Origin of the sequence: Prosthecobacter dejongeii (genome assembly GCF_014203045.1) — a bacterium.
Lineage (GTDB): Bacteria > Verrucomicrobiota > Verrucomicrobiia > Verrucomicrobiales > Verrucomicrobiaceae > Prosthecobacter > Prosthecobacter dejongeii.
In genome coordinates this window covers 118,088-140,508 of the sequence record NZ_JACHIF010000003.1, presented here as the reverse complement: position 1 = coordinate 140,508, position 22,421 = coordinate 118,088, and the positions used below count along the sequence as shown (strand labels likewise).

Genomic DNA, 22,421 nt, shown 5'->3' with positions numbered 1-22,421 from the left:
CATAAAATCCACAATCAAGGAGATGACAAAGTGCTGGTTAGGCCGGGACGATTGGTTCAACTCGCTGCTTGGCCATGGACGATCATGCCACGGAAGGCGCTGCTGCTCATCATGGGCTGGAGGAGGCTCATGGCGGCGCGCAGTTTGGCCGGGCTGGAAACGCTGGGGTTGTTGACGATCAAGACATCCGTGGCCAGCGGGGCCAGTGGGGCGACATCGGCAAAGTTTTTCAAGATGGGGCCCCCGTCGAGGATGATCCAGTCCACCTGCTGGCGGGCGCGATCAATCCAGGAGCGGTACCCGTCGAGCAATTCGTTGGTGGCGTAGGCGGGGAGATCGTGCGCGGGGAGGAGAAAGAGATTCGTCTTTCCATAACGCAGAGACTCCAGATCATGGGCCCAGGAACTGTGGTGGGTGGCGTGGGGGAACCACTGGTGCAGCGTGGGGGAGACAGCGTTGCACTCCATCATGAAGACACTGCGCCCTTGGTGGCAGAAAGCGGCCGCGAGGGCGGCGGCGGAGAGGGTCTTGCCTTCACCGGCCTCGGCACTGGTCAGCAAAATGATGCCGCCGAAACCACTGCGTTTCAGCGCCTGCATTTCCAGGGTGGTGGTGAGCTGGGAGAGGGCCCCGGCGGCACCGTGGGGCTCTGGGCGCAGGAGCTGGCCCAGCATGACTTCGGGATTGCCAGGGCCGATCAAGGGCAGGTAGGCCAGCACGGGGGCCTGATTGGTCACGGGTGCGACGATGGGGGGATGGGCGCGGGAAGGCTGGCTAAACACTGGAGCAGGCGGTGCGATGGGGGAGGGCGCATAGGCCAGGGTGCTGGGGGCCGGGCTGCCAGGCGGGCGCGGCATGGAGGCGGCAGGCATGTGCGGCACTTCTTTGACGGAGGGAATATTGGCCGAGGGGGACCCCTTCTGCCGCATGAGTTTAAAAACATGGTCATCCATGAGGCCCCAGCCCACGGGGAGGCCGATGAAGATCATGCCAAAAACGAGGAGCCCAGCGACTGCAGCCACGGGTTTGTTCGGCTTCACGGGCTTGTCCGGCGCGGTGGCGATGTCTGACAAACTGAGGGCACCACTGTCTTTGAAGTTGCCGGTGACTTCGGCCTGATTCAGCCGCTTGACGAGGGTCTGATACATGTCGCGATCTGCGGCCACCTGGTCACTGAGCATCTTTTGTTCGACGTTTTTGCCGCTCTGGTCCAGCACCTGACCGCGTGTGGCCTCCAGTTGTTTTTTAAAGTCGGTGATCTGGCGTTCCAGGCTCGTGACTTCCGTTTCAGCCATGGTGACCACGGCCATGGAGGCCTGATCCAGAGCCTTGCGGGCGGACTCGATGCGATTGGCCAGGGCGACCATCTGCGGATGCCTGCGCCCGCACAGCGGTTCCAGGGATTTACGCTCCGTCATGGCAGCCTCCAGTTCCTTGCGGTTGAAGGCCACGTCGGGATTGTCTGCCACCACCTTCACTTCCAGGAGATCTCGCCCGGCCTGCTGGGTGGTGCGGATGCTCTGGAGGTCGCTCTTCGCCTTCGCGAGCTGGATCTCCACATTCGTGATGGCCGTCATGAGCTGGCGCACTTTATCGCTATCCACGTCCAGGGTCTCATTGGTCTGCATGAGGTTTTCGCTCTTGCGGTATTCTGAGAGTTTGCGTTCGCTGATCTCCAGGCGCTGCTTGAGTTCGTCGGCCTTGGTTTGCAGGTAGTCACGCTCACTTTGCGTCTGGCCGCTTTCCTGTTCGCCGAAGAAACGGATGTACTCTTGAGCGAAGCCATTGGCGAGGTCGGCGGCGAGGTGAGGGTTCCGATTGCGCACGAGGATGCGCAGGATGTGGGATTCTTTTTGGGGCTCGACCCGGACGGATTCGCCCACGCTTTCTGCGAAGACGTCTCCAGGTGGCGGCGGGACGGAGGGGGTGTAAAGGCCGATCCACTTGAGGAACTGATCCTTCCGCCCCAGCGTGCTCAGCTCATCCTTGATGAAGGCGTCGCGCTTGGTTTCATCAAAGCGGGCGTAGAAGTAATCGGCAAACTTGCGGGACTTGATCTCCGTCAGGTGGTTGTTGATCAACTGCGGGGCGCTAAGCTCTGTGACGCCCTGGCGGCCCATTTCATTGAAGTTAAAAACGTTCGTGTCCTGCAGGCGCAGGCGCAGCTTTGCCTCAGACTCATAGACCTTCGCCCCCATGCCGAGGATGTAGAAAATGAGCGCGGCCGCAGGCAGCCCGATGAAGAGGCCTAACCACCAACGTTTTTTCAGATAACCCACCAAGTCCACCAGACTGATGACGGATTCACTGAACTGCGGCGGCGGGGTGGAGAGGTAGGGGCTAGTGTCCACCTGCGGTAGGCCGAGCGGCATGCCCAGGGACCCAGGGGCCACCGGGACGAGGCCCTGAGGCGCACCGGGAGTACCTGGGGCACTGCGGTGTGGGTCTAGGGCGAGTTGATAAGACATGGCAGGAACGGTGAAAGGGAAGTACCATCATGCACCTGCCTGGAGGGGGCAAGGAGCAGACGTGGGAGATTGGGCAGGATTGGCGCTGGAATGTTCGATTTCCATGGCCCGAAGGATGATTTGATTGACGATCTTCACATCGAAGACCCCCCGGGCGAGGCGGCGGCTGGCCTCCCCCATGCGGATGATTTGGTCCGGATTTTGAATGAAAAATTCCATGGCTTTCACCACGGCGGCCACGTCCCGAGGCGGAACGAGGAAGCCATTTTCCCCCGTAGGCACGCATTCACGGGCACCGACGGAGTCGGTGGTGATCATGGCCCGGCCTGTGGAAAGGGCCTCTAAGGAGGCATGGGGCACCCCTTCCCGGTACCAGGTGGGCAGGCAGAAAACGTGCATCTGCCGCAGCAGCCCGGCCACGTCCCGCACCATGCCGTGATGCACCAGCGTGCCCTCCCGGACCCACTGTTCCACATCCGCCTCAGAGACGCGGTTAGGATTCGGATCAAAGGGGCCGACGAGATGAAACTCGACCAAGGGATAACGAACTTTGATCTGACGAGCAGCTTGGGCAAAGACCTCCACCCCTTTGCTGATGAGGAGGCGGCTGACGAGGACGAAACGAATGCGCCCTGCGGCGATGTCGGCATCGCCCTCCAGCGGCACGTGGGGGTACTCCTCCAGATTCACGCCCGAGCCTGCGGTGACATGCACGGGCACGCCCTGGGGCAGCATTTTGAGATCGGTGAAAAGCTGCACGTCATCCCGGTTCTGCATGAAGATGACATCCGCCCGCTTCAGGGCGAAGCGGTGCAGAGCCTTGGACACCCACTGAACGAGCGTCTGCTTCAGCGTTTCAGGTTTCACAAAGGTGAAGCCCAGGCCGGGGAGCAAGGCATACACCTTCGGCACGCCGGCCAAACGCGCGACCACGCAGCCATAGACCACGGACTTGATGGTGTAGGCGAACAAGGCATCGGGCCGCTCTTTCCGAAACAGGCGGAACATGTCCCACCAGGTGATCCAATCCTTCGCCAGATTGACCCGACTGCGCACCATGCGGATCGGCTCATGGCGCACGCCAGCAGCCTCCAGGTATTTTCGCACATGGGGGTAGTCCTCCGCGGCGGAGGTGACCACCTCACAACCGTGCGCTGCGAAGTCGCGGATGAGATCTCCGCGATGGTAAACGAGCGTGTTGGCATCTGCCGTGAGGACGAGAACTTTCATGCGGTGATCAAAGAAGGGGTGTGGCCAGGAAGCAGGCGCTTGAGGTGGCGGACGGAACGGAAAAGCGTGGCCCGCAGGCTCTCTGGTTGATACGCTTCCAGATCCAGAACGTAACGCGAGGTGTGCGCCCACTCGCGTTTGTAGCGGTAAGATCCGGGCAGCATGTCAAAGAGGCGCAGGCCTTTGAGGATGCAGCTTTCCACCGCCCAGCGGAAGCTGAGCCGCCCCATGGAAAAGCGCGCGTACTGCGGGTGCCAGCCGGATTGATAATAGAAAAATTCATCGCCTTCGATGAAGCCATAAACGCCGCCGACCATCTCCCCGCCGATGGTGAGGCAGGGGATCATGGCGCGCCCGGTGGTGATCCATTTCAGGGCTAGCTGGCGATGAAACCGCCAAGCTGCGGGCGCGAGAAAGGAACTCACGTTTTCAGGATAATGGTGGCGGTGAAGAGCGGCAAATTCCTCCAATCGGCTTTCAGCATCCGCTGCGGTGACGAGGACTTCTTTAAAGTCATACTCCGACTGCAACGCGGCTAACCGGCGGGCGACTTCGCGCCGGGGTTTACTCTTCATGGAGCGCGTAAAAGCAGGCCAGTCAGGGGTGAGGCTGAGGCAAAAACACTGCGTGCGCAGGAGGACGCTGGCACCCGTGGTGCATTCATTCAGCGCCCTTACAATCCACAGTTTGTTAGGCGAATCTTCGGGCAATTTGTTCAGCCTCACCGCCTGCCACTCGGCGGCTAGGAGGGGGAAGACCTGGCAGAGCAGGGGCGTCAGCTCGGCCTCACGCCCACGTGGCACCAGGAAGTCCATGCGCTCGCCCTTGACCTCTCCCAGACCCGCCAGGAAACCGATGTGCTGGAGGTGACGGCGCATGCCCGCAGGCTCTGCACCGATCATGAGTGGGGCGATGGCCAGGGGCCTCTGCTGGGCATCCCGCAGCACGGCGATGGCGAGCTGGAAGCCTTCGTGAAAGATCTCCCACCACAGGCGCACCCAGTCCCAGCGCAAGAAGGGCGTAGGCGTGGCGCTTTGCTCCAGCAAGGCATCCCACCAGGGTTGCAGGGCTAAAAAGTCCGCCTCATCGCGGATGATGTCCAGCCTCACTGGCCACCTCCTTTCGTGCTGATGAGCTCGGCCAGCTTTCGCCGCGCGGCATACAGCTTGGGCATGTCATCTTCCCAATCCCCAAAACCCCGGGCAAAGGTGGCGGCGATTTCCAGGGCTTGTTTTTCCAGGCCTAGGTCCTTCGCCAGCATGAGGTAGTCGTAATCTTCCGCCATTTCCCGCAGCCATTTCAAACGGATGCTGGCCACAGGCATGTGGGCTCCGTGCTGCTTTTGAGTGGCGGGGTAGATGTAACTGCCATCGCCATTGTAAACACGGTCTTCGGTGTGGTGGAAGGTGCCGGCATCTGCCCACACATCCACTCCAGGGCTGGCGAAAAGAGTGTCCCAGTAGGTGAAGCCTGTGATGCCATGGCGCGGCATGACCCAGGCGAGCACGCGATGATTCATGGCCGGGTAGTCCAGGCACCAGACGGGGGGATTGGAGGCTTTGAGCTGCGGGGGATTGCCATGGGCGACTTCCCAGTCTTCCGGCATCTGAACGAGGGCGGCGTAGCACCAGACTTCCTCCCCGGCGGCGATGCGGCGGGCGATGTCACGCTTGCCGTTAGGCGATTCCATGTCTTGCCAGACTTGGGAAAAGTGCGGCACCCAGATATCCACATTTCCATCCAGGCGGCCCCACCAGGCATTGTCCGGGGTGGGTTGCTCCGTGATGAGGAGAGGTATTTTGAGGTGGTGAGTGGCCTCCACTTCATTGAAGAAATCTCCCCAGCGCCGCACCCGCGCATAGGCCTCGGCATCGTTCGGCTCATCCAGGGCCCCCATGATGACGTAAGCGCGAGATTCGCTGTGCAGCTTCTTCATGAGCTTCATCCAGGTGGCGACGTAGGCCATGGCCTCTTTGCGATCTTTTTCCAAAGGATCGCGGAAGGGCCACTCCGGCCAGATGGGGAGGCTGAGCGTGCTGACGTGACGGTGCAGCAACTGCTTTCTCATGCCGGCCTCGACGGTCGCTTCATGGATCTTGCCCGTGCTGCCATCTGGGTAGGTGGGGTAGGTCTGATCAATGCTGAGACGGTGCTGGGCCAGCAGGTCGTAGTATTCATTCAGCAGGGCGAGAAGCTCGGGCGAAGGCGGCTCTTTTTGCCGATCAAATCCATGCACCTCGGCCACGCGACGCCACAGCGCCATGACGGAGGTGCGCAGGCGCGGAATGACGGGGAGGTCAAAGGGCAGGACGGTGACCGAATACTGGCGGGTGGCGAGGAAGAGACGACCTGGGCCGAGGACTCTGACCTCGCCTTTGTAAACGCCCGGGGGGGTGGTGTAGGGCACATGCACATCCACCCAGTGAGGTTGATTGACACTCTTTTCGTTAGGCAATTCCTGCCAAGCAAAGCTCTGCGGCACCAGAGCGTCTGGATAGTCCCCGGCTGGCAAGGGGGACTTGGGGGTGGACTTAGAGACGCGCACGTAGTGCTCCCGCAGCAGGGTGGGTGCGGGCAGGGTTTTCCCCTCAGGGCCGGTGATGTCCGTGGCTTCTAGGCTGAGGGTGCGCAGCTCAGCAGGCGGTCCTGTGACGACGAGTTGCAGGGCCTCCCACTCCCCACGGGCGGCTTGGAGGGCGAGTGTCTGCACCAGGGGCTGCGGCTCCGTGCGGGAGACGCGCGTCATGGCATCCACCCAGGTCACGCTGAGGTCTGCCTGCGCGGCACCGGTGAAGATGAGAAGCGCGAGGAGGGCAGCTTTCATGCGGCTAAGACCTCCTGGTAAACTTGGGCATACCCCTGGGCAGCCACGGCGATGTCAAAACGGGTCACGGCGTGGTGGCGGAGGGTTTCGGGCGAAGGCGGCTGCGCGAGGGTGTCTTCCCAGGCTTTGGCCAGGGCCTCGGCATCTTTGACGGGGACAACACGGCCCACGCCTTCCAAAAGCAGCGCGCAGTCTCCCACATCCGTGGTGACGCAGGCGACCCCACAGGAGAGGGCCTCCATGATCGTCATGGGGCAGGCTTCCGTGCGGGAGGAAAGGGAAAAGATGTCCAGGGTGGGGTACACGCGCTGGGGGTCTGGGCGGAAGGGGATGAAATGGACCTGACTGCGAATGGGCATGATGGAGAGGGCCGCGCGGGCGCATTCCTCCAGCTCCCATTCCTCACCCCCGCATAACAAAAAGTGTGTTTCCGGCCTGCGCGCCTGCAAGAAAGCGGCGGCCTGCAGCCAGGTGGCGAGATTTTTCATCTCATGAAATCGGCCGATGTAACCGATGAGCGGTGCCTGAGCCGGGACTTTCCATTCCTGGCGCAGCGTGGCGCGGGCTTGGGCATCTGGGACGAAGCGGGCGGTATCAATGCCATTGGGCACCCAGGTCATGGCCTGGCGGGGATAACCGAGTGGGACGTGGGCCTCCAGGGCTGCGGCGGAACAGGAAATGATGCGCTGCGGGATGACCTGGGAGGACAGGCCGATGAGCTTGCGAAACACAGCCATCTTGAGGTCTGAGTCTCCAGGGCTGCGGTGGATTTCACGGCAATGGATGCCCCAGACGATGTGTTTGACCCCGGCCAAACGCGCGCACCAGCCAGCGACAAAGTCCGAATGGTGCATCCAGGTCTGGACCACGTCTGGGCGGATCTGCCGCAGCAGGCGGATCAAGCGGGTGAGGGTATCCTTGCGTAGCAAACCCGTGGCCTGGAGGTCATGCACCTCCGCCCCGGCGCTGCGCAGTTTTTCCATGTCTTCTGGCCACGCGCGCCCATCCATGACGATGACGACGGTGCGCCAGCGGGTGGCATCCATGGCGGAGACGAGATTTCTCAGCATGGCCTCTGCGCCACCACCGCCGGGAGCGCCGATGAAATGGACGAGGGTCTGGGGCGTGTGCATGGAAGGCGGCGCTGTGGGCACCTGCCTCTGACGCATGAGCGGGGCTAAACGTTCCGCCTTGGCCCCTGTATTTTCCACCCAGGCGAAAAGCGGCCGCAACCAGTGGGGGACTTTGAGGAGGCGGCTCATGCGCGGCCTCCTTTCCACTGGCGCAAGAGCTCAAAGGCACCCGAGACGGTGGCCTCCAGTTCCCAGACCGATTCCGGGGCGCCGTAGCGCGGCAGGCTCAGGCAGGGGGAGGCAGGCGTGGCGCGGCCACTGACCATGGTCCAGGCAGATTCGAATCCAGCCTCCGCCAGGAGGGCTAGGGTCTCAGGTGTGAAATCTCCGGAGCCGCCATTGGGGAAAGCAAAGATACGAGGGGCCTGCCCCAGCTCCGCCAGGATGCGGCGGCGACAGGTGAAAATCTCCTCCCGCTGCTGCTCGGGCGTGCACCGAGCCAGGATGGGGTGCGTGTGGGTGTGCCCGCCGAAGTGGATGAGGCCGCTGGCCTGCATTTCCCGCACCTGGTCCCAGCTCAGCGGCTGAGTCACGGCGGGAGCGGGGGATGGGGGCAGATCTTTGACCCACGACTGTACTTTTTCCCGCATGCGGGCATCTGGCAGGGCTTTGAGCTCGGCGAGGGTTTCCCCAAGAGAGGCTGAGGAAGCGGTGGGCTGCTGGGAGGACAGGGCCAGATCTACCTGCTGGAACCAGAGGGGCGAGGTGCCATCTAGAAACCCGGTGGTGAGGAAGATGGTGGCGGGCAGGTGGAACTCCCGCAGGAGGGGATAGGCGAGGTGATAATTCGAGGCGTAGCCGTCATCGAAACTCAGGGCCACCGCACGCGGGGGCAGCGCCTGCCCCGCCTGCAAAAGGGTGGCCATCTCCACCAGCGGCATGACGTGATAATGGGCAGCTAAGTGCTGGCACAGGGCGCGAAAGGTGCCCACGGGAAGATGCAGGCTGCTGTCCTGCACTCCCACGGGGGTAGCCTCTGCGCGCAGGCCGTGAAAGGCGAGGACGCTCCCCTGCCCGGCGAGCCGCTGGCGGGCCCGCGCGGCGACGCCAGCCAGCACCAGGACCGCTGATTTAGCGGCCTGGCCACCTCGGGGAAAGCTGGCAGGGAAGAAGTTCAAATTATAATAATTATGTAAAATTATCAAAAATTAGCTAATAATCAATGAGTTCTCATCATTTTTCCTGCGCCCGCACGCCGCCCCCTAGGTGCCCAGTCTAGCCCAGGCTCTGCGTGATTCTTTGACCCGAGAGGAGCACAGACGCGGATGATGCGCCTCTGGCTGGCGCATGGTTTCATGATGTCATCCCAGCTTTATGTGATGTGGGCGCATGACCGCGGCTAGGTGGACCGTATGCTGGGGTGCACGGGAGGCGGTTTTCTCTGAGAAAGAGTAGGCTGACCCTGGAGGCACGAGTGAAATCTGAAATCGGATGAGATCCCAGCCGCTGGCGGCTGGCCCCAGCTAGTCTAACTTTTTTTGCTGAGTCATGAGCCCCTTCACCTGGATGGATTACCTTTTTTTTGGGGGCTACCTCGTGGCCTCCGTTTTGGTGGGCCTGCTGTTTGTGAAGGAGCAGCGAACGATGAAGGATTTCTTTCTCGCAGGCCGCAGCATGGGCAGTGTGGTGGTGGCCATCTCGGTGATGGCGGCCATGTTTTCCGGCATCAGTTATCTGGGGGGCCCGGCGGAGGTGTATCAAAATGGGTTGGCCTTTGGCTGGGTGCTGTTTTCGTTCTTCATCGCCACGCCAGTCACGACGATTTTCATCCTGCCGTTCTTTTACCGGGCGCGATTCATCACGGCGTATCAATACCTGGAGGAGCGCTTTTCACTGCCTGCGCGGCTGCTGGCTTCAGGCCTGTTTATCTTGAGGGTGCTTTTATGGTTAGGCGCGGCCACGTATGCCCCTGCGCTGGCGCTGCAACAGGCCACAGGGCTGTCTCTGGAGTTCTCCATCCTGGCCACGGGCATCCTGACCACGCTGTACACGATGATGGGCGGGATGAAGGCGGTGATCTGGACGGATGTGATGCAGTTCGGCGTGCTCTTTGGCGGGCAGATTGTGATCTTGCTGGTGGCCGTGGGGAAGATACCGGGAGGCTTTGGCGAGGTGATCCACGTGGCACAAACGCACGGGCAGCCGATGCCGGTGGCGAGCTGGGACCCCACCGTCCGTCTCACCTGGGCGGGCGTGATCCTCGGCGGGGCGGTTTTAAATCTGGTGCAGATGGCGACAGACCAGGTGGCGGTGCAGCGCTACATGACGGCGAAGGATGTGAAGACGGCGCAGCGGGGGCTGTGGTACAAGCTCATCGTGCTGGTGCCCGTGCTGGGGCTTTTCTATGGCACGGGCACGGTGCTGCGGGCTTTTTACAATCATCATCCCGATCCCCTGGCCACGCACGCCATCGACAAGGCGGATCAAATCCTGCCCTGGTTTGTGGTGCATGAGCTGCCCACAGGAATGGCGGGTGTGCTGGTGGCGGCGATCTTTGCCGCCAGCATGTCCACGATCTCCGCTGGGCTAAATTCCCTGGCCTCGGCGACGATGATTGATTTCCAACAGCGGCTGACGGACAAGCCCCTGCCCACGGATGAACGGCAGATCTGGCAGGCGCGCCTGTGGACGCTGCTCTACGGCGTGCTGGTGATCAGCTTGGCGTTTGTGGTGGGGACTCTGGGCACTTTGGTGGAGGTGACAAATAAGATCATCGGCCTCGTCGGTGGGCCCATCCTGGGCATGTTCCTGTGCGGCATCTTCATCCGCCGCGTGGGTGCGCAGGCCATTTTGATCGCCACGGTCCTGGGTTTTGCGGCATCCGTGGTGGTGAATCTTCAGATGAATCTTTCCTTTTTGTGGATCACCTCGGTGGGGACGGGAGTGACGATGTGCCTCGCCTTCCTTCTGAGTTTCTTCACGCCGCGCCGGCCCGTCACCGAGCTGAAAGGCCTGACCTGGCAGCAGCGGAACGATGAAGACTAACTTTCCCGCGCAACTTCTGCGCCCACGCTTCGTTTCATGGGCCACTCCACCTGGAGGCACCCATGAAAGCACGCTACCTCGCTCTCTGCGCCTTGCTGCCGACCCTCGGCATCCAAGCCCAAACCACCGCACCGGATGGCAATACGAACTTCCGCCTGTGGCGGGACAGTCAGGGCCGGAGTGTGGAGGCGACCTTTCGCGGGATCGAAAATGGCAAGGTGTACCTGCAGACGCGAGACGGACGCATGTTTGACTTTCCGGTGGCCAATCTGACGCCGGAAGACCAAAAAGCCGCAGCGACTCTGAAACCAGAAGGCGTGGGCATCCAGAAAAATACGGGCCTCGCGCAGGCGGCGGCCATCATTGATAAGGGCGTGCTGCTGGGGCTGGAGAAGGCGGGCCAGAAACCGAACGCGCTGGCCAGTGATGAGCAGTTCATCCGCCGTGTGTACCTGGACCTGGCGGGGCGCATCCCCACCCGGGCGGAGACGATGGCCTTCCTGGCAGATCCGAGCGCGGCGAAGCGCGCCACGGTGATTGACACGCTGGTGAATGACGATGGTTTTTCCTCCCACCTCTTCAATTACTTTTCCGACATGCTGCGCGTGGCGGATGATGCGCAGAAGGCGAAGTTTTTTACCTATCAGGAATGGCTAAAGGCGCAGATCACCGCGAACCGGCCCTGGAATGAGATCGTCAAAGACATGCTGGTGGCCGATGGCAAGCTGCTGGACAATGGCGCGGCGGGCTACCTGCTGCGCGACCGTGGCATGCGGCTGGATAATCTGAGCCTGACGCTCTCCACCTTTCTCGGGGCCAATGTCTCCTGCGCCCAGTGCCATGACCACCCCTTTGCCGACTGGACCCAACGCCAGTTTTATGAGATGGCGGCCTTTTTTGGTGCCTCAGATACCTACAACCGAAATCTGCCACGCGGCATGATGCGCGGCCTGCGCGATGAACTGACCCAGCAGCAGTACCAGCAGGCGCGGCGGCTTTTTGATGTGAACTCTCTGGCCATCCAGGATGGCAAAGAAAACGATCTGACACTGCCGGATGACTACAAGTACAAGGACGGGAAACCGGGTGAGGCGGTAAAGCCGAAGCTGGTGATGTGGAGCGCGGATGACCGCCGGCTGCGCTGCTACCAGGATGCCGAAATGGCGATGAAGAAAACGGAGGATGCCAGCCAACTGCGCGAAGTCTTCGCCACCTGGATGACGAGCCCGGACAATCCACGCTTTGCCATGACCATCGCGAATCGCCTGTGGAAGCAGGTGTTCGGCGTGGGGCTGAAGGAGCCGGTGACGGATCTGGATGACCCGAACGCCTCCAGCAATCCCCTGCTGCTGCAGCATCTGGGCCGCGAGATGGTGCGGCTGAAGTTCGACCTCCGCGCTTTCATGCGCCTGCTGTGCAATACCCAGACCTACCAGCGGGAGGCGGTGACGCGTGAGCTGGCCCTGGGGGAACCCTATTACTTCCCAGGCCCCATCCTGCGCCGCATGACGGCGGAGCAGGCCTGGGACTCCTGCGTGACGCTGGCCATCGGCGACAAAGTGGACCACTTTAAACTGAAGCGGGCGGAACCCTACAAACAGGTGATGGCGCTGAATGTCTCTGAGATCACCCCGAGCCAGATCGTGGAAAAACTGGCGGAGGTGCAGAGCATGCGCCGCATGGCGGATGGGGCCCTGGGCGGTGGCGGCAAAGGCGCGGCCAAGAAGAAAAACCGGCGTGCGCAAATGATGCAGCCTAACAATGAAGAGGAAGATGGATTTACCCGCCCGACGATGCTGGAGGGCCTCGCCCTGGCCCGTGCCTCTGAGCTGCGACAGCCAGAAAAGGATGGCCATTTCCTTCGCATGTTTGGCCAGAGTGACCGCCAGATTTCTGATAGCAATACGGTAGAGGGCAGCATCCCCCAAGTGCTGATGCTGATGAATGGGGAAGCCCAAAGTGTGCTGCAAAATCCGCAGTCTCTGGTGCTAGCCACCGCGATGGGTGAGGCTGAAACGGCGAAGAAGGTGGAGTCTTTGTATTACAGCTTCTTTTCCCGCAAGCCGACCCCCGCAGAAATGACCGCCGCCACCCAGGCCTTCGATGCCGGGCTGAGCTCGGCGGATCTTTGCTGGGTGCTTTTTAATGCCCGTGAGTTCGTGTTCGTCCAGTAATCCCCTGCCCTCTTTATTTCGCCATGAACGCTTCTCTTCGTTCGCTTGATTCTCTGTCCCGCCGCCAGTTCGCCGAACGTGTGGCGAAGGCCACGCTGGGGGTGACGCTACTGCCCCACGTGCTCAAAGGCCAGGCCGCAGCCGATCCGAAATCGTTGCCCGGTTTTGGCAAAGCGAAGCGGGTGATCTGGCTGCAAATGATCGGCGGGATGTCCCACATTGACACGCTGGACCCGAAGACCGGCGCCACCAAGGGACCGAGCGACCCCATCGCCACCAAGGCGGGGTACCAACTGGGCGGTTACCTGCCCACCCTGGCGAAGGACCATTCGGAAAAGCTGGCCATCATCCGCAGCATGACTTCCAAAACAGGGGTGCATGCCTCGGGCCAATACCTGATGCGCACAGGGTATGAACAGCGGGGTACGATCAAGCATCCCGTGCTGGGCGCGTGGGCGCAGGAGTTGTTAGGCAAAAGCAGCGCGTCTTTGCCCTCGACGGTGTGTGTGGGCCGTGCGCCGGAAAGTGGCAATGGCTTTTTCTCTGCCGCTTTCAGTCCCCTGCCGATCCATGATCCCGAAGCAGGGCTGCAGTATGCGGAATTCGGTGCGCCGAAAGAGATCATCAACAAACGTCTGGCCCTGCTAAACGAGGTGGATGCAGGCTTTCGGGCGAAGTTTCATGACACGAACCTGAAAGCCTACACGGACTTTTATGACGATACTTTGAAGCTGCTGAGCACGGAGGATCTGAATGCCTTCCGCCTCACCGAGGAAGACAGCGCCGCGCGGGAGATCTATGGCATGAACAAATTTGGCCAAGGCTGCATGCTGGCCCGCCGCCTCGTGGAGCGCGGGGTGCGCTTTGTGGAAGTGGCCCAAGGCGGCTGGGACATGCACAACGACATCGCCGATGGCATGGAGGACAATGGCAGCCTGCTGGACAAGGGCCTTTCCGCCCTGCTCAGTGATCTCCAGTCGCGCGGCCTACTGGAAACGACGATGGTGGTGCTGTGCTCCGAGTTTGGCCGCACCCCGAAGATCAACAGCCGCAATGGCCGCGACCATCACCCGAAGGTCTTCAGCACCCTGCTGGCAGGCGGCCCGGCGAAAGGCGGGACCATCTATGGGGCCAGTGATGCGGAGGGCAATGCCCCGGCGGATAAACAAGTCACCATTCAGGACTTCCACAGCACGGTGGGCCATGCCCTGGGGCTGGACGTGAACCAGATCGTCATGTCACCCAGCAATCGCCCCTTCACCGTGGGGGATAAGGGGACGATCATCCAGGAAGTGCTGGCGTAAGCTCCGCCTCTTCATCGACCAGGAGGTCGCTAGTGAGATCGTCAGTCAATAGGTCATCCGGCAGGTCTTCCTCAGCCACCGACGGCGTGCGTGCGGGCTTGGGAGCCAGCAGGATGTCTTTCATGGCCTGGACGTTCTGACGATCCAGGATGTCTTTCAGCGTGTACCTGTCGAGCGTGCTGTAAAACGCCCCCACGGCCTGAGCCAGCGCCCCTTTGAGACCGCAGCAGGAATGAATGGGGCAGGTATTGGAGATGGAATCAAAACACTCGACCAAAGGCGCTGAGGTTTCCGTTTTCCGCACCAGTCGGCCGATCATGATGTCCTCCGGATTCATGGCCAGGATGATGCCGCCGCCACGCCCCCGGCGGGTGGCGAGGTAACCTTGCTTGGTGAGATTATTGACCACCTTCACCAAGTGATGCCGAGAAATATTATACGCATCCGCCACTTCATGCAGGGGAAATGCCCCTCCCTTCACGGCACCGAACAGCAATACTCTGAGGGAATAGTCTGAAAAGAGGCTTAAACGCATAATTCAATTACGCTTTTAACGCCCCCGACTAAGAAGCTCTCAAGTAAGGAGTTTGTAAGGACCCGTGGCCTGAGGTCTAGCCCTCATGATGAATCCACTTATCGTAATCACCATCACTTTTAGAAGCAAAGGTTGACCCTCTCTTGGCCCCGAATGCGCGAGTATTGCGGTTCGCATTCGGCCATTTGCACGATTTTGGAAGAGCCTATCGGAAGGCCTAAGAGAGGCGCTGACCTGCTGTTGAGAAGCCTCAAAAGCGTGGAGATGCCAGGCGGGCAAAGAGAAAGGAGAAAGGTCGCCTGCCTTTCCCGAGTGTGTAGCGGTGAAGGTGGGGGGCTCTTGGACAGGAAGAAGAGTGGCGTCGGGGGTTTTGGGGGGTCAAATGGGCGGACGAGCGTTTCTCGCGCCCCTCCAGGGCGCAGCGAGAGGACGCGTTATTGGTTAGGCAGGGACCGGGGGTTTCGCTCGTGCCTCGCTGTACCCCCGGCTATTCTTCTTTCGCCCCTCCGGGGCGCGGGGCAAAGGGGGGAAAGGTCGGGCGCAGGGTGCCCATGCGCAGCAGGGTGGAGCCACGGGGGGTATGTGAGGTCGTCAGCGGCAGTACAGTATTCATCACTCTCCGAGTGATGCGTTCGCCCCAAACTGGATGGTACGCCTCCACCGATGCCGGAGGCATCACCCCTGGTAGCCCAAAAAGCCCCCTCTCTCAGGGTCGCATCCTGGAAGGATGCCAGCCGTGTCGCCGATTCCACCCACCTCGAAAGGGTGCAATCGGCCTTTCTCGCGCCCCTCCAGGGCGCTGCGGGTGTGTGGACGCGTTTTTGGTTAGGCGCAGGTCCGGGGGTTCTCGGTGCTGCGCACCTTCACCCCCGGCTATTGTTGTTTCGCCCCTCCGGGGCGGGGGGCAAAAGGGGGAAAGGTCGGGCGCAGGGTCCCCATGCGCCGCGTGGTGAGGCGAGGGGGCGGACGGGGTTGGGCTCAAGGAGTGAGGCCATCCTGGCCTCAGCGGACGGGGGTGTGATCCCGCAGGCGCGGGACGCGAGGAAGCAGAACACGGCACGCGAGATCCAGCAATCGCGGGACAGGCGAACGATGCGCTATGGGGCGGACGCATCACTCGGAGAGTGATGAATACTGTACTGAGAACGAAGCCTCCTCGCCCCAGAGGGGCGAAAGAAGAATAGCCGGGGGTGGAGCGAGGCTTGGCGAGCGGGAACCCCCGGATGCACGAAATAACCAAAGGTGTCGCAAGAGGTGCGCCCTGGAGGGGCGCGAGAAACGCCCTCGGACCGAGACGTCCGCCCCTCTACACCTCCGACACCGAAGGCCCGCCGACGGAGCGCGAATATCCTATTCGCCTAACCTTCCCAGCGCGCCCGGAGTCCTAGCCGCGTCCTCCAAGATCACTTGCGCACGCAAGAGGCGCACGCTTCATGGCGAACGTGGCTTGGCTGGGGCGGACGCATCACTCGGAGAGTGATGAATACTGTACTTGCCGACATGGCTGCTCCTCCGCCCCGGAGGGGCGAAAGAAGAATAGCCGGGGGTGGAGCGAGGCTTGGCGAGCGGGAACCCCCGGATGCACGAAATAACCAAAGGTGTCGCAAAAGATGCGCCCTGGAGGGGCGCGAGAAACGCCCTCGGACCGAGACGTCCGCCCCTCTACACCTCCGACACCGAAGGCCCGCCGACGGAGCGCGAATATCCTATTCGCCTAACCTTCCCAGCGCGCCCGGAGTCCTAGCCGCGTCCTCCAAGATCACTTGCGCACGCAAGAGGCGCACGCTTCATGGCGAACGTGGCTTGGCTGGGGCGAACACATCACTCGGAGAGTGATGAATACTGCACTTGCCGACATGGCTGTTCCTCCACCCCGGAGGGGCGAAAGAAGAATAGCCGGGGGTGGAGCGAGGCTTGGCGAGCGGGAACCCCCGGATGGGCGGAATAACCAAAGGTGTCGCAAGGGGTGCGCCCTGGAGGGGCGCGAGAAACGCCCTCGAACCGAGACGTTCGCCCCTCCACACCTCCGACACAGCAGGCCCGACGACGGAGCGCGAGGATTTAACTCGCTTCATTTTCCCGGCCTTCAAAACAAGATTGGCAGGGGCACGGCCCTCTGGCAGCATGGTCAAAATTCCATCAAATCCCGATGAAACGTGCTGCCCTCCCTGCATCCCTTTGGGCCCTCCTCGCCGGGATGCTTTTCAGCCTCAATGCCAGGGCGGAGGAACACATCCGTTACCAAGATGAGGGCGGGGAGTTGATCCAAATCTACCAAAAGGAACCGCGCCAGAATCTCTACGTCTGGCAGCCGAAACAGGGGGAGCGTGAAATCGTCCACGACTTCAGCCAGGAATATGGGGGTGCTCCGGGCGAATTTTATCGCGAGGGGGATCAGTTCGCCGCTCTCACGGGCGACCCACCGGGAGGAATCACGTATCACCTCTTCACCCGAGATGCAGAGGGATGGAAGGAGGTCATTCGCACCTACTTGCCAGGCTTCTCCTACTCGCGTGCGGTGAAAATCAAAGCTCTGCGGAAGCTCCAGACGAAAGGCCGAGATGGCCAAAAACAGCTATTCATGGTCACGGACATCCCCTTGAACCCAGGCCAGTTCGAAGGGCTTTCTCGGCTGCTCTTGATGAATGGCCAACCCTACCAATGGCAAGTCGGAGGAGGCCCACTAGGGGACCAGTCCCTGGAAAAGATCCTCGCGGACCACGAAGCCCGATTAAAGGCCGCAGTCCCACCGAAGCCACCCCTCGGGCCTAACAAACAACAAGACCGCCTGCTGTACCAAAATGCGGACGGAGAGCTCCACCACCAGTTTAACCTGGGAACAGGCTATAACCTCTACGTCTGGCAGCCAAAACAAGGGAAGCGGGAAATCGTGCGCGACTTTAGCCCTGATTCCGGAACAGCTCCCGGCGGCTTTTATCGCGAGGGGGATGAGATCGGCGGTTGGACGGGCGATGCCATCGGCAGCATCACCTACCGTTTATTCACCCGCACCGCCACCGGCTGGAAGGAAACCGCCACCTCTCCCCTGGGTGGAAGCGGGGGCCTCTGGGACATGAAAATGACGGGCACCCGGACGCTGGCGGTGGAGGACAGTCAGGGAAACCCTTGGGAGCTCGTCATCACGGATCTGCCGCTGGATCCAGATTCAGATCACCTGCTGGAGAAACTGGCCCTCCTCAATGGCCAGCCCTTTAAACCGAAAGGTCTCGGAAACGGCAGGGCCATCTGGGATCAACCTTTGGAAAAGATCTTGGCCGATCACGCTGCGCGCAAGGCCGCGACCGCCCCGCCGCCGCGGCACCCCCAGCCTAACAAACAAGAGAGTCGCGTCATCTATCAAGATGACACGGGAGAACTGAGGACGCTCTACAATGGCGGCACCCAGTTCAGTGCCATCGTGTGGTACCCCAAAGAAGGGCCCTCGGAGCTGGTGCATGATTTCAGCGCGGAGCTTGGGGCCTCGCCCGATGCCTTTTACCGTCAGGGGGATGAGTTCGCAGGCTACACCGGCAGTCCTGAAGGCAGCCTGACCTACCACCTATTCACCCGCAAAAACGGTCACTGGGAGGAAGTCATTCGCTCTCCCATGGGAAGCATTAACGCTTTTAAAGTTCTAAAGTGGATCTCCATCCGGAAAATCCTGGCCTATGACTACCCAGGAAAACGCCTGGACTTCGTCGTGACGGACATTCCGCTGACTCCCCTGTTCCCAGAAAGTAAGGCGCGGCTCATCCTCTGCAACGGCCAGCCTTATCATCCTCAAGGGACTGAAATAGGAGCCGCCATCTGGGATGAGCCTCTGGAAAAGATCTTGGCCGACGAGCATGCGCGCCGGGCCGCTGCGGCACCGCCGAAAAGCAGCGCTGGGCCTAACCAGCAAGTGCAAAAAGTCCTTTATCACGATGACGATGGGGAACTGCATCACTTGGAAAATCTGCACACCGGCTTCAGCCTGCTCATGTGGCAGCCTCGGGGTGGGAAGAGGGAACTGGTGCGCGATCTCAGCAGCGGCTACGAAGCACTCCACGGCCCCGCCTTCCACGAAGTGCATGAGGAGGGGGACCGAATCGCCAGTCTCACGCAAAATCTTCACGGCGGCCTAACGTATCGTTTGTTCACACGCGATCACGGTTTGTGGGGAGAAACCCTGCATGCCCACCTGGGCTCGCGCATCCCCCTGCAAGGGCTGCAAATGACAGGCCTGCGGAAGATCCTGCTGCCGGGCGAGCCCGCCCGTGAGTGGGTGGTGACAGATGAGCCTCTGCACCCCGAGGCAGAAATCCAGACCGAAAAACGCCTGACTCTCAACGGCCAGCCCTTCCAGCCGCACTGAGGTCGCAGCACACGGGATGTTGTTCGCAGAAGGGTGCCCTTTTCTCTCAAACGACTCCTCTGTACTCCACCCCCGAGACCATTCCACCGCCCCCTCACCCCTGGCCCTGCTCCCCGCAAGCGGGGCGAGGGGAGATATCTTTTCGACTCCGTTCACGGAAGACCAAACCGCCGTCGTTCGCTTTTAAATCAACCCTCGTTCGCCCTTTCATGAAGAGCTTCCCCAAACGCCTCCCCCTCCCCCCCACGTGCAGCCTTGTGATTCGCGGGGAAGCATGTTCTTTGCGGGAGAAAAGGCATGCTGCCTTTCCCACTTTTTCACCCATGCCACGCTGGCTCAAACGTCTGCTGTTTTCGCTGCTCGCTGCTCTTGCTTTGGTTTTAGCGGGGTGGTTTGGGCTGCCGTGGCTGCTGCCGCTGCCTGAGGCGCTGCGGGCCCCGCAGCAGGCTTCGCCACGTTACCTTTCGCGGGAGGGGCAGCCCCTGCGGGTGCTGCTGACGGCCCAGGGCGACCGGGTGGTGCAGGTGCTGCGTTATGAGGAAATCCCCCCGCTCCTCATCCAGGCCACGCTGGCGGCGGAGGACAAACGTTTCTTTGACCATGGTGGGGTGGACCTGCTGGCCACGGCAAGAGCGGCGTGGGACAATGCACGCCGTGGGCGCATCGTCTCCGGGGCCTCCACCTTGCACCAGCAGCTCATCAAGGTCACCGCCGCGCGTGCAGGCCAGCGTGGCTGGTGGGTGAAGGCGGTGGAGGCGCTGCAGGCCCGCCACCTGGCCATGCGCTGGACCAAGGAGGAGGTGCTGGCGGCGTATGTGAACCGCATCAGTTATGGCAATCTGCTGACGGGCTGCGCCAGCGCGGCGCAGGGGTACTTTGACAAACCTTTGCAAGATCTCACCCCGGCCGAGTGCGCCCTGCTGGCCGCCATCCCTCAGTCGCCCACGCGATACAATCCCTTTCGCCACCTCGCCGCCCTCCAGCCCCGGCAGCAGCGCATCCTGGCGAAGATGCACACCCTGGGCTGGCTGACGGAGGAGCAGCTCCGCGTGGCCCGGGTGGAGCCGCTGAAGCTGCAGCGTTTTCACGGCGGCTTTGCCGCGCCCCATGCGGTGGACATGCTGCGCCGTGCGCCGCAGGGGGAGGTGACACGCACCACGCTGCATGCGGCCCTGCAGCGGCAGGTGGAAACGATCATCACGCAGCGGCTGCGGTCGCTCAAGGAACGCCATGTCACCCAGGCGGCGGTGGTGGTGGTGGAAAACTCCACCGGGCAGGTGCTGGCGCTGGCGGGCTCGCGCGATTTCCTGGCGGAAGAGGGCGGGCAGATCAATGGCGCGTGGGTGCCTCATTCACCCGGCTCTGCCATCAAGCCCTTCACCTACCTCCTGGCGCTGGAGCGGGGGGATACGGCGGCCAGCATCGTGGCGGATTTACCCATCGAGTATCCCACGCCCACGGGGACCTACCGGCCAGAAAATTACGCGCACAAACTTTACGGCCCGGTCACGTATCGGCAGGCGCTGGGCAATAGCCTGAACATCTCCGCGGTGAAGGTGCTGCACCGCATCGGCGGGGCGGAGGTGCTTTTAGACACGCTTCATTCGTTAGGCCTCACCACCCTCACCGAGCCTGCAGAGCACTACGGCCTGGGCCTCACACTGGGCAATGCACCTGTGCGCCTGCTGGAGTTGGCGAATGCCTACGCCTGCCTAGCACGCCTGGGGCTGGCACAGCCCTGGTCCCTGCTGCTGGAGGCCTCCCCCGCCCCGCCGCAGCGGCTGTTTACGGCGGGCCCGTGCGCCATCCTGGCGGATGTTTTGGCAGACAATCAGGCGCGCCAGCTCACCTTTGGCATGCAGTCTCCCCTGCGCCTGCCATTTCCCGCAGCGGTGAAAACGGGCACCAGTACGGCGTATCGGGATAACTGGTGCGTGGGCTACACCCCGGAGTACACCGTGGGCGTGTGGGCAGGAAACTTCGACAACTCGCCCATGCAGCAGGTCTCAGGCGTGACCGGGGCGGCTCCCATCTGGCGGGATGTGTTCCTGGATTTGCAGGCGCGTTTTGGCGTGACCTGGTACCCGGACACGCCCGGTCTGGTGCGCGCCCGCATTGATCCCCGTACGGGCAAGCGCCTCACGCCCCAGTCCCCTCCCGCCCGGGTGAGCCGGGAGGAGCTCTTCCAGCAGGCCCACCAGCCGCCGGCCGCCAGCGCTGCGGACTACGATGCCCGGGGCCGCGCCCTGCTGCGCCCGGAATATGCCGCGTGGGCGCGCAGTGCGGATAACTGGATGGGGGACCTCGTTACCGTCGAAAGTTCGACAAACGCCCGCCCCTGGCGCATCTCCCACCCCATCCCCGGCACCGTCATCCACCTGGATGCCGACCTACCCCTGGGCGGCCGCCGCCTGCTGCTAGAGACCACTTTCCCCGGTGAGGTGCAGTGGACCTGTGAGACCCTGCGCATCCAGACCCAGGCTGGCCAGCCGTATGTGGACCTCACCCCAGGCAGCCACACCTTCCACGCCACGGCCCCGCTCACGCAGGAGACGCACAGCACCTGGGTGCGGGTGCATGCGGAGTGACGGGGAAAGCGGCTCCTTTTCAGCCTCTACCTTCCTCAGGGAACCAAGAAGTCCAGGTGGGACGATCTAACCTTGAACATTCGACGTCCAAGCGCCTCAAAGTTAGACAATATATACAAGTTAGACAGAAATATTCGACAAATTATTGACAAATGATTGAACAAACCCTTTTTTGTCCATGTCTGGAATAACACTGTGAAAGAGGCGTCCAACATTGAACCCCCCAACAAAATGACTGAAACAATCGACATCGAGTTAGAGCGTCAGATTCAAGAGGACATTCAGTTGATCCAGCGAATCGCTGAACGTGATTCAGAAGCTTTCCAGCTCTTTTACAAAAAATACTCCGGCCTCATCTTCGCGGCCATTTCCAACGTGCTGAACGACCACCATGACACCGAAGACGTCATGCAGGAAGTCCTGGTCCAGCTCTGGAACAAAGCCCACCTTTATGAGCCCCGCAAAGGCAAGCCCCTGACCTGGCTGACCACCATGGCCCGCAACCGCGCCATTGACCGCATCCGGTCGAAGCAGCGCCGCTCCCGCCTGAATGACGACTTCGAGTCTGAGAACAAAAAGCTCCAATTCGAATTTGAAGAATCCGGGCTGGAAATCCTCCAGGAAAAAGAGCGTGACGGCATCGTGCAGCGCGCTGTGGCGAAGCTGAACGACGACCAGCGGGAAGCCATTCACCTCGCTTACTTCAGCGGTCTCACCCAGGCCGAAGTGGCGGAGCGGCTGAATGAGCCCCTGGGCACCATCAAGGCCCGCATCCGCCGGGGCGTGAATCGCCTGGAGGCGCTGGTGAAGCCACGCATGGCCTAAA

At 61.5% G+C, this 22,421-nt stretch carries 14 protein-coding genes; 6 read left to right on the top strand and 8 right to left on the bottom strand.

Annotated features, from left to right (window positions below):
- Positions 1–56: 56 nt before the first annotated feature.
- From HNQ64_RS08520 to HNQ64_RS08495, 6 genes are read right to left on the bottom strand one after another with little or no spacing between them, the layout of a single operon-like run.
- On the bottom strand, positions 57–2,468 hold the full coding sequence (locus tag HNQ64_RS08520) for an exopolysaccharide transport family protein (protein ID WP_184207502.1): 2,412 nt from the start codon (positions 2,466–2,468) through the stop codon (positions 57–59).
- Between the two features lie 27 nt (positions 2,469–2,495).
- Entirely contained in the window at positions 2,496–3,698 is a 1,203-nt protein-coding gene (locus tag HNQ64_RS08515; protein WP_184207500.1) for a glycosyltransferase family 4 protein, read from the bottom strand.
- Complete coding sequence (locus HNQ64_RS08510; protein ID WP_184207498.1) at positions 3,695–4,807, bottom strand: GNAT family N-acetyltransferase; 1,113 nt, start codon at positions 4,805–4,807, stop codon at positions 3,695–3,697. The genes HNQ64_RS08515 and HNQ64_RS08510 overlap by 4 nt, the downstream gene beginning before the upstream one ends.
- Positions 4,804–6,522, bottom strand: coding sequence for a glycoside hydrolase domain-containing protein (locus HNQ64_RS08505; protein WP_184207496.1), 1,719 nt, complete (start codon positions 6,520–6,522; stop codon positions 4,804–4,806). The genes HNQ64_RS08510 and HNQ64_RS08505 overlap by 4 nt, the downstream gene beginning before the upstream one ends.
- On the bottom strand, positions 6,519–7,784 hold the full coding sequence (locus tag HNQ64_RS08500; RefSeq protein WP_184207494.1) for a glycosyltransferase: 1,266 nt from the start codon (positions 7,782–7,784) through the stop codon (positions 6,519–6,521). Before HNQ64_RS08500 ends, HNQ64_RS08505 begins: the two co-directional genes overlap by 4 nt.
- Complete coding sequence (locus HNQ64_RS08495; RefSeq protein ID WP_184207493.1) at positions 7,781–8,773, bottom strand: polysaccharide deacetylase family protein; 993 nt, start codon at positions 8,771–8,773, stop codon at positions 7,781–7,783. Before HNQ64_RS08495 ends, HNQ64_RS08500 begins: the two co-directional genes overlap by 4 nt.
- A 370-nt stretch (positions 8,774–9,143) precedes the next feature.
- Between HNQ64_RS08495 and HNQ64_RS08490 the strand changes: the two genes are divergently transcribed.
- From HNQ64_RS08490 to HNQ64_RS08480, 3 genes are all read left to right on the top strand, one after another.
- A complete protein-coding gene (locus HNQ64_RS08490; protein WP_184207491.1) occupies positions 9,144–10,640 on the top strand; it encodes a sodium:solute symporter family transporter in 1,497 nt (498 codons plus the stop codon).
- 62 nt (positions 10,641–10,702) lie between these two features.
- Positions 10,703–12,814 (top strand): DUF1549 domain-containing protein, encoded by a 2,112-nt coding sequence (locus tag HNQ64_RS08485; protein ID WP_184207489.1) that lies wholly within the window; start codon positions 10,703–10,705, stop codon positions 12,812–12,814.
- A 23-nt stretch (positions 12,815–12,837) separates the two neighbouring features.
- Complete coding sequence (locus tag HNQ64_RS08480) at positions 12,838–14,118, top strand: DUF1501 domain-containing protein (protein ID WP_184207487.1); 1,281 nt, start codon at positions 12,838–12,840, stop codon at positions 14,116–14,118.
- On the opposite strand, the gene HNQ64_RS08475 is transcribed toward HNQ64_RS08480, so the two are convergent.
- Together HNQ64_RS08475 and HNQ64_RS24155 are read right to left on the bottom strand one after the other, a co-directional pair.
- Positions 14,096–14,653 carry an RrF2 family transcriptional regulator gene (locus HNQ64_RS08475; RefSeq protein ID WP_184207485.1) on the bottom strand — a complete coding sequence of 186 codons (558 nt, stop codon included), beginning with the start codon at positions 14,651–14,653 and terminating at the stop codon, positions 14,096–14,098. The two genes, HNQ64_RS08480 and HNQ64_RS08475, sit on opposite strands and share 23 nt — an antisense overlap.
- Positions 14,654–15,140: 487 nt before the next feature.
- On the bottom strand, positions 15,141–15,266 hold the full coding sequence (locus HNQ64_RS24155) for a hypothetical protein (RefSeq protein ID WP_281382910.1): 126 nt from the start codon (positions 15,264–15,266) through the stop codon (positions 15,141–15,143).
- Between the two features lie 1,536 nt (positions 15,267–16,802).
- On the opposite strand from HNQ64_RS24155, the gene HNQ64_RS08470 reads away from it, so the two are divergent.
- From HNQ64_RS08470 to HNQ64_RS08460, 3 genes are all read left to right on the top strand, one after another.
- Positions 16,803–19,007, top strand: coding sequence for a hypothetical protein (locus HNQ64_RS08470; RefSeq protein WP_184207483.1), 2,205 nt, complete (start codon positions 16,803–16,805; stop codon positions 19,005–19,007).
- A gap of 323 nt (positions 19,008–19,330) precedes the next feature.
- The gene (pbpC, locus tag HNQ64_RS08465; protein ID WP_184207481.1) at positions 19,331–21,595 is read left to right on the top strand and encodes a penicillin-binding protein 1C; all 2,265 of its coding nucleotides are present in this window, start codon (positions 19,331–19,333) and stop codon (positions 21,593–21,595) included.
- Between the two features lie 231 nt (positions 21,596–21,826).
- On the top strand, positions 21,827–22,420 hold the full coding sequence (locus HNQ64_RS08460; protein WP_184207479.1) for a sigma-70 family RNA polymerase sigma factor: 594 nt from the start codon (positions 21,827–21,829) through the stop codon (positions 22,418–22,420).
- Position 22,421: the final 1 nt, after the last annotated feature.

What these genes read in the sequence shown, in the direction of transcription:
- HNQ64_RS08520 (WP_184207502.1), bottom strand. Translation starts at nt 2,468, where the DNA reads ATGTCTTATCAACTCGCCCTAGACCCACACCGCAGTGCCCCAGGTACT.
- HNQ64_RS08515 (WP_184207500.1), bottom strand. Translation starts at nt 3,698, where the DNA reads ATGAAAGTTCTCGTCCTCACGGCAGATGCCAACACGCTCGTTTACCAT.
- HNQ64_RS08505 (WP_184207496.1), bottom strand. Translation starts at nt 6,522, where the DNA reads ATGAAAGCTGCCCTCCTCGCGCTTCTCATCTTCACCGGTGCCGCGCAG.
- HNQ64_RS08500 (WP_184207494.1), bottom strand. Translation starts at nt 7,784, where the DNA reads ATGAGCCGCCTCCTCAAAGTCCCCCACTGGTTGCGGCCGCTTTTCGCC.
- HNQ64_RS08490 (WP_184207491.1), top strand. Translation starts at nt 9,144, where the DNA reads ATGAGCCCCTTCACCTGGATGGATTACCTTTTTTTTGGGGGCTACCTC.
- HNQ64_RS08485 (WP_184207489.1), top strand. Translation starts at nt 10,703, where the DNA reads ATGAAAGCACGCTACCTCGCTCTCTGCGCCTTGCTGCCGACCCTCGGC.
- HNQ64_RS08480 (WP_184207487.1), top strand. Translation starts at nt 12,838, where the DNA reads ATGAACGCTTCTCTTCGTTCGCTTGATTCTCTGTCCCGCCGCCAGTTC.
- HNQ64_RS08475 (WP_184207485.1), bottom strand. Translation starts at nt 14,653, where the DNA reads ATGCGTTTAAGCCTCTTTTCAGACTATTCCCTCAGAGTATTGCTGTTC.
- HNQ64_RS24155 (WP_281382910.1), bottom strand. Translation starts at nt 15,266, where the DNA reads ATGAATACTGTACTGCCGCTGACGACCTCACATACCCCCCGTGGCTCC.
- HNQ64_RS08470 (WP_184207483.1), top strand. Translation starts at nt 16,803, where the DNA reads ATGAAACGTGCTGCCCTCCCTGCATCCCTTTGGGCCCTCCTCGCCGGG.
- pbpC (WP_184207481.1), top strand. Translation starts at nt 19,331, where the DNA reads ATGCCACGCTGGCTCAAACGTCTGCTGTTTTCGCTGCTCGCTGCTCTT.
- HNQ64_RS08460 (WP_184207479.1), top strand. Translation starts at nt 21,827, where the DNA reads ATGACTGAAACAATCGACATCGAGTTAGAGCGTCAGATTCAAGAGGAC.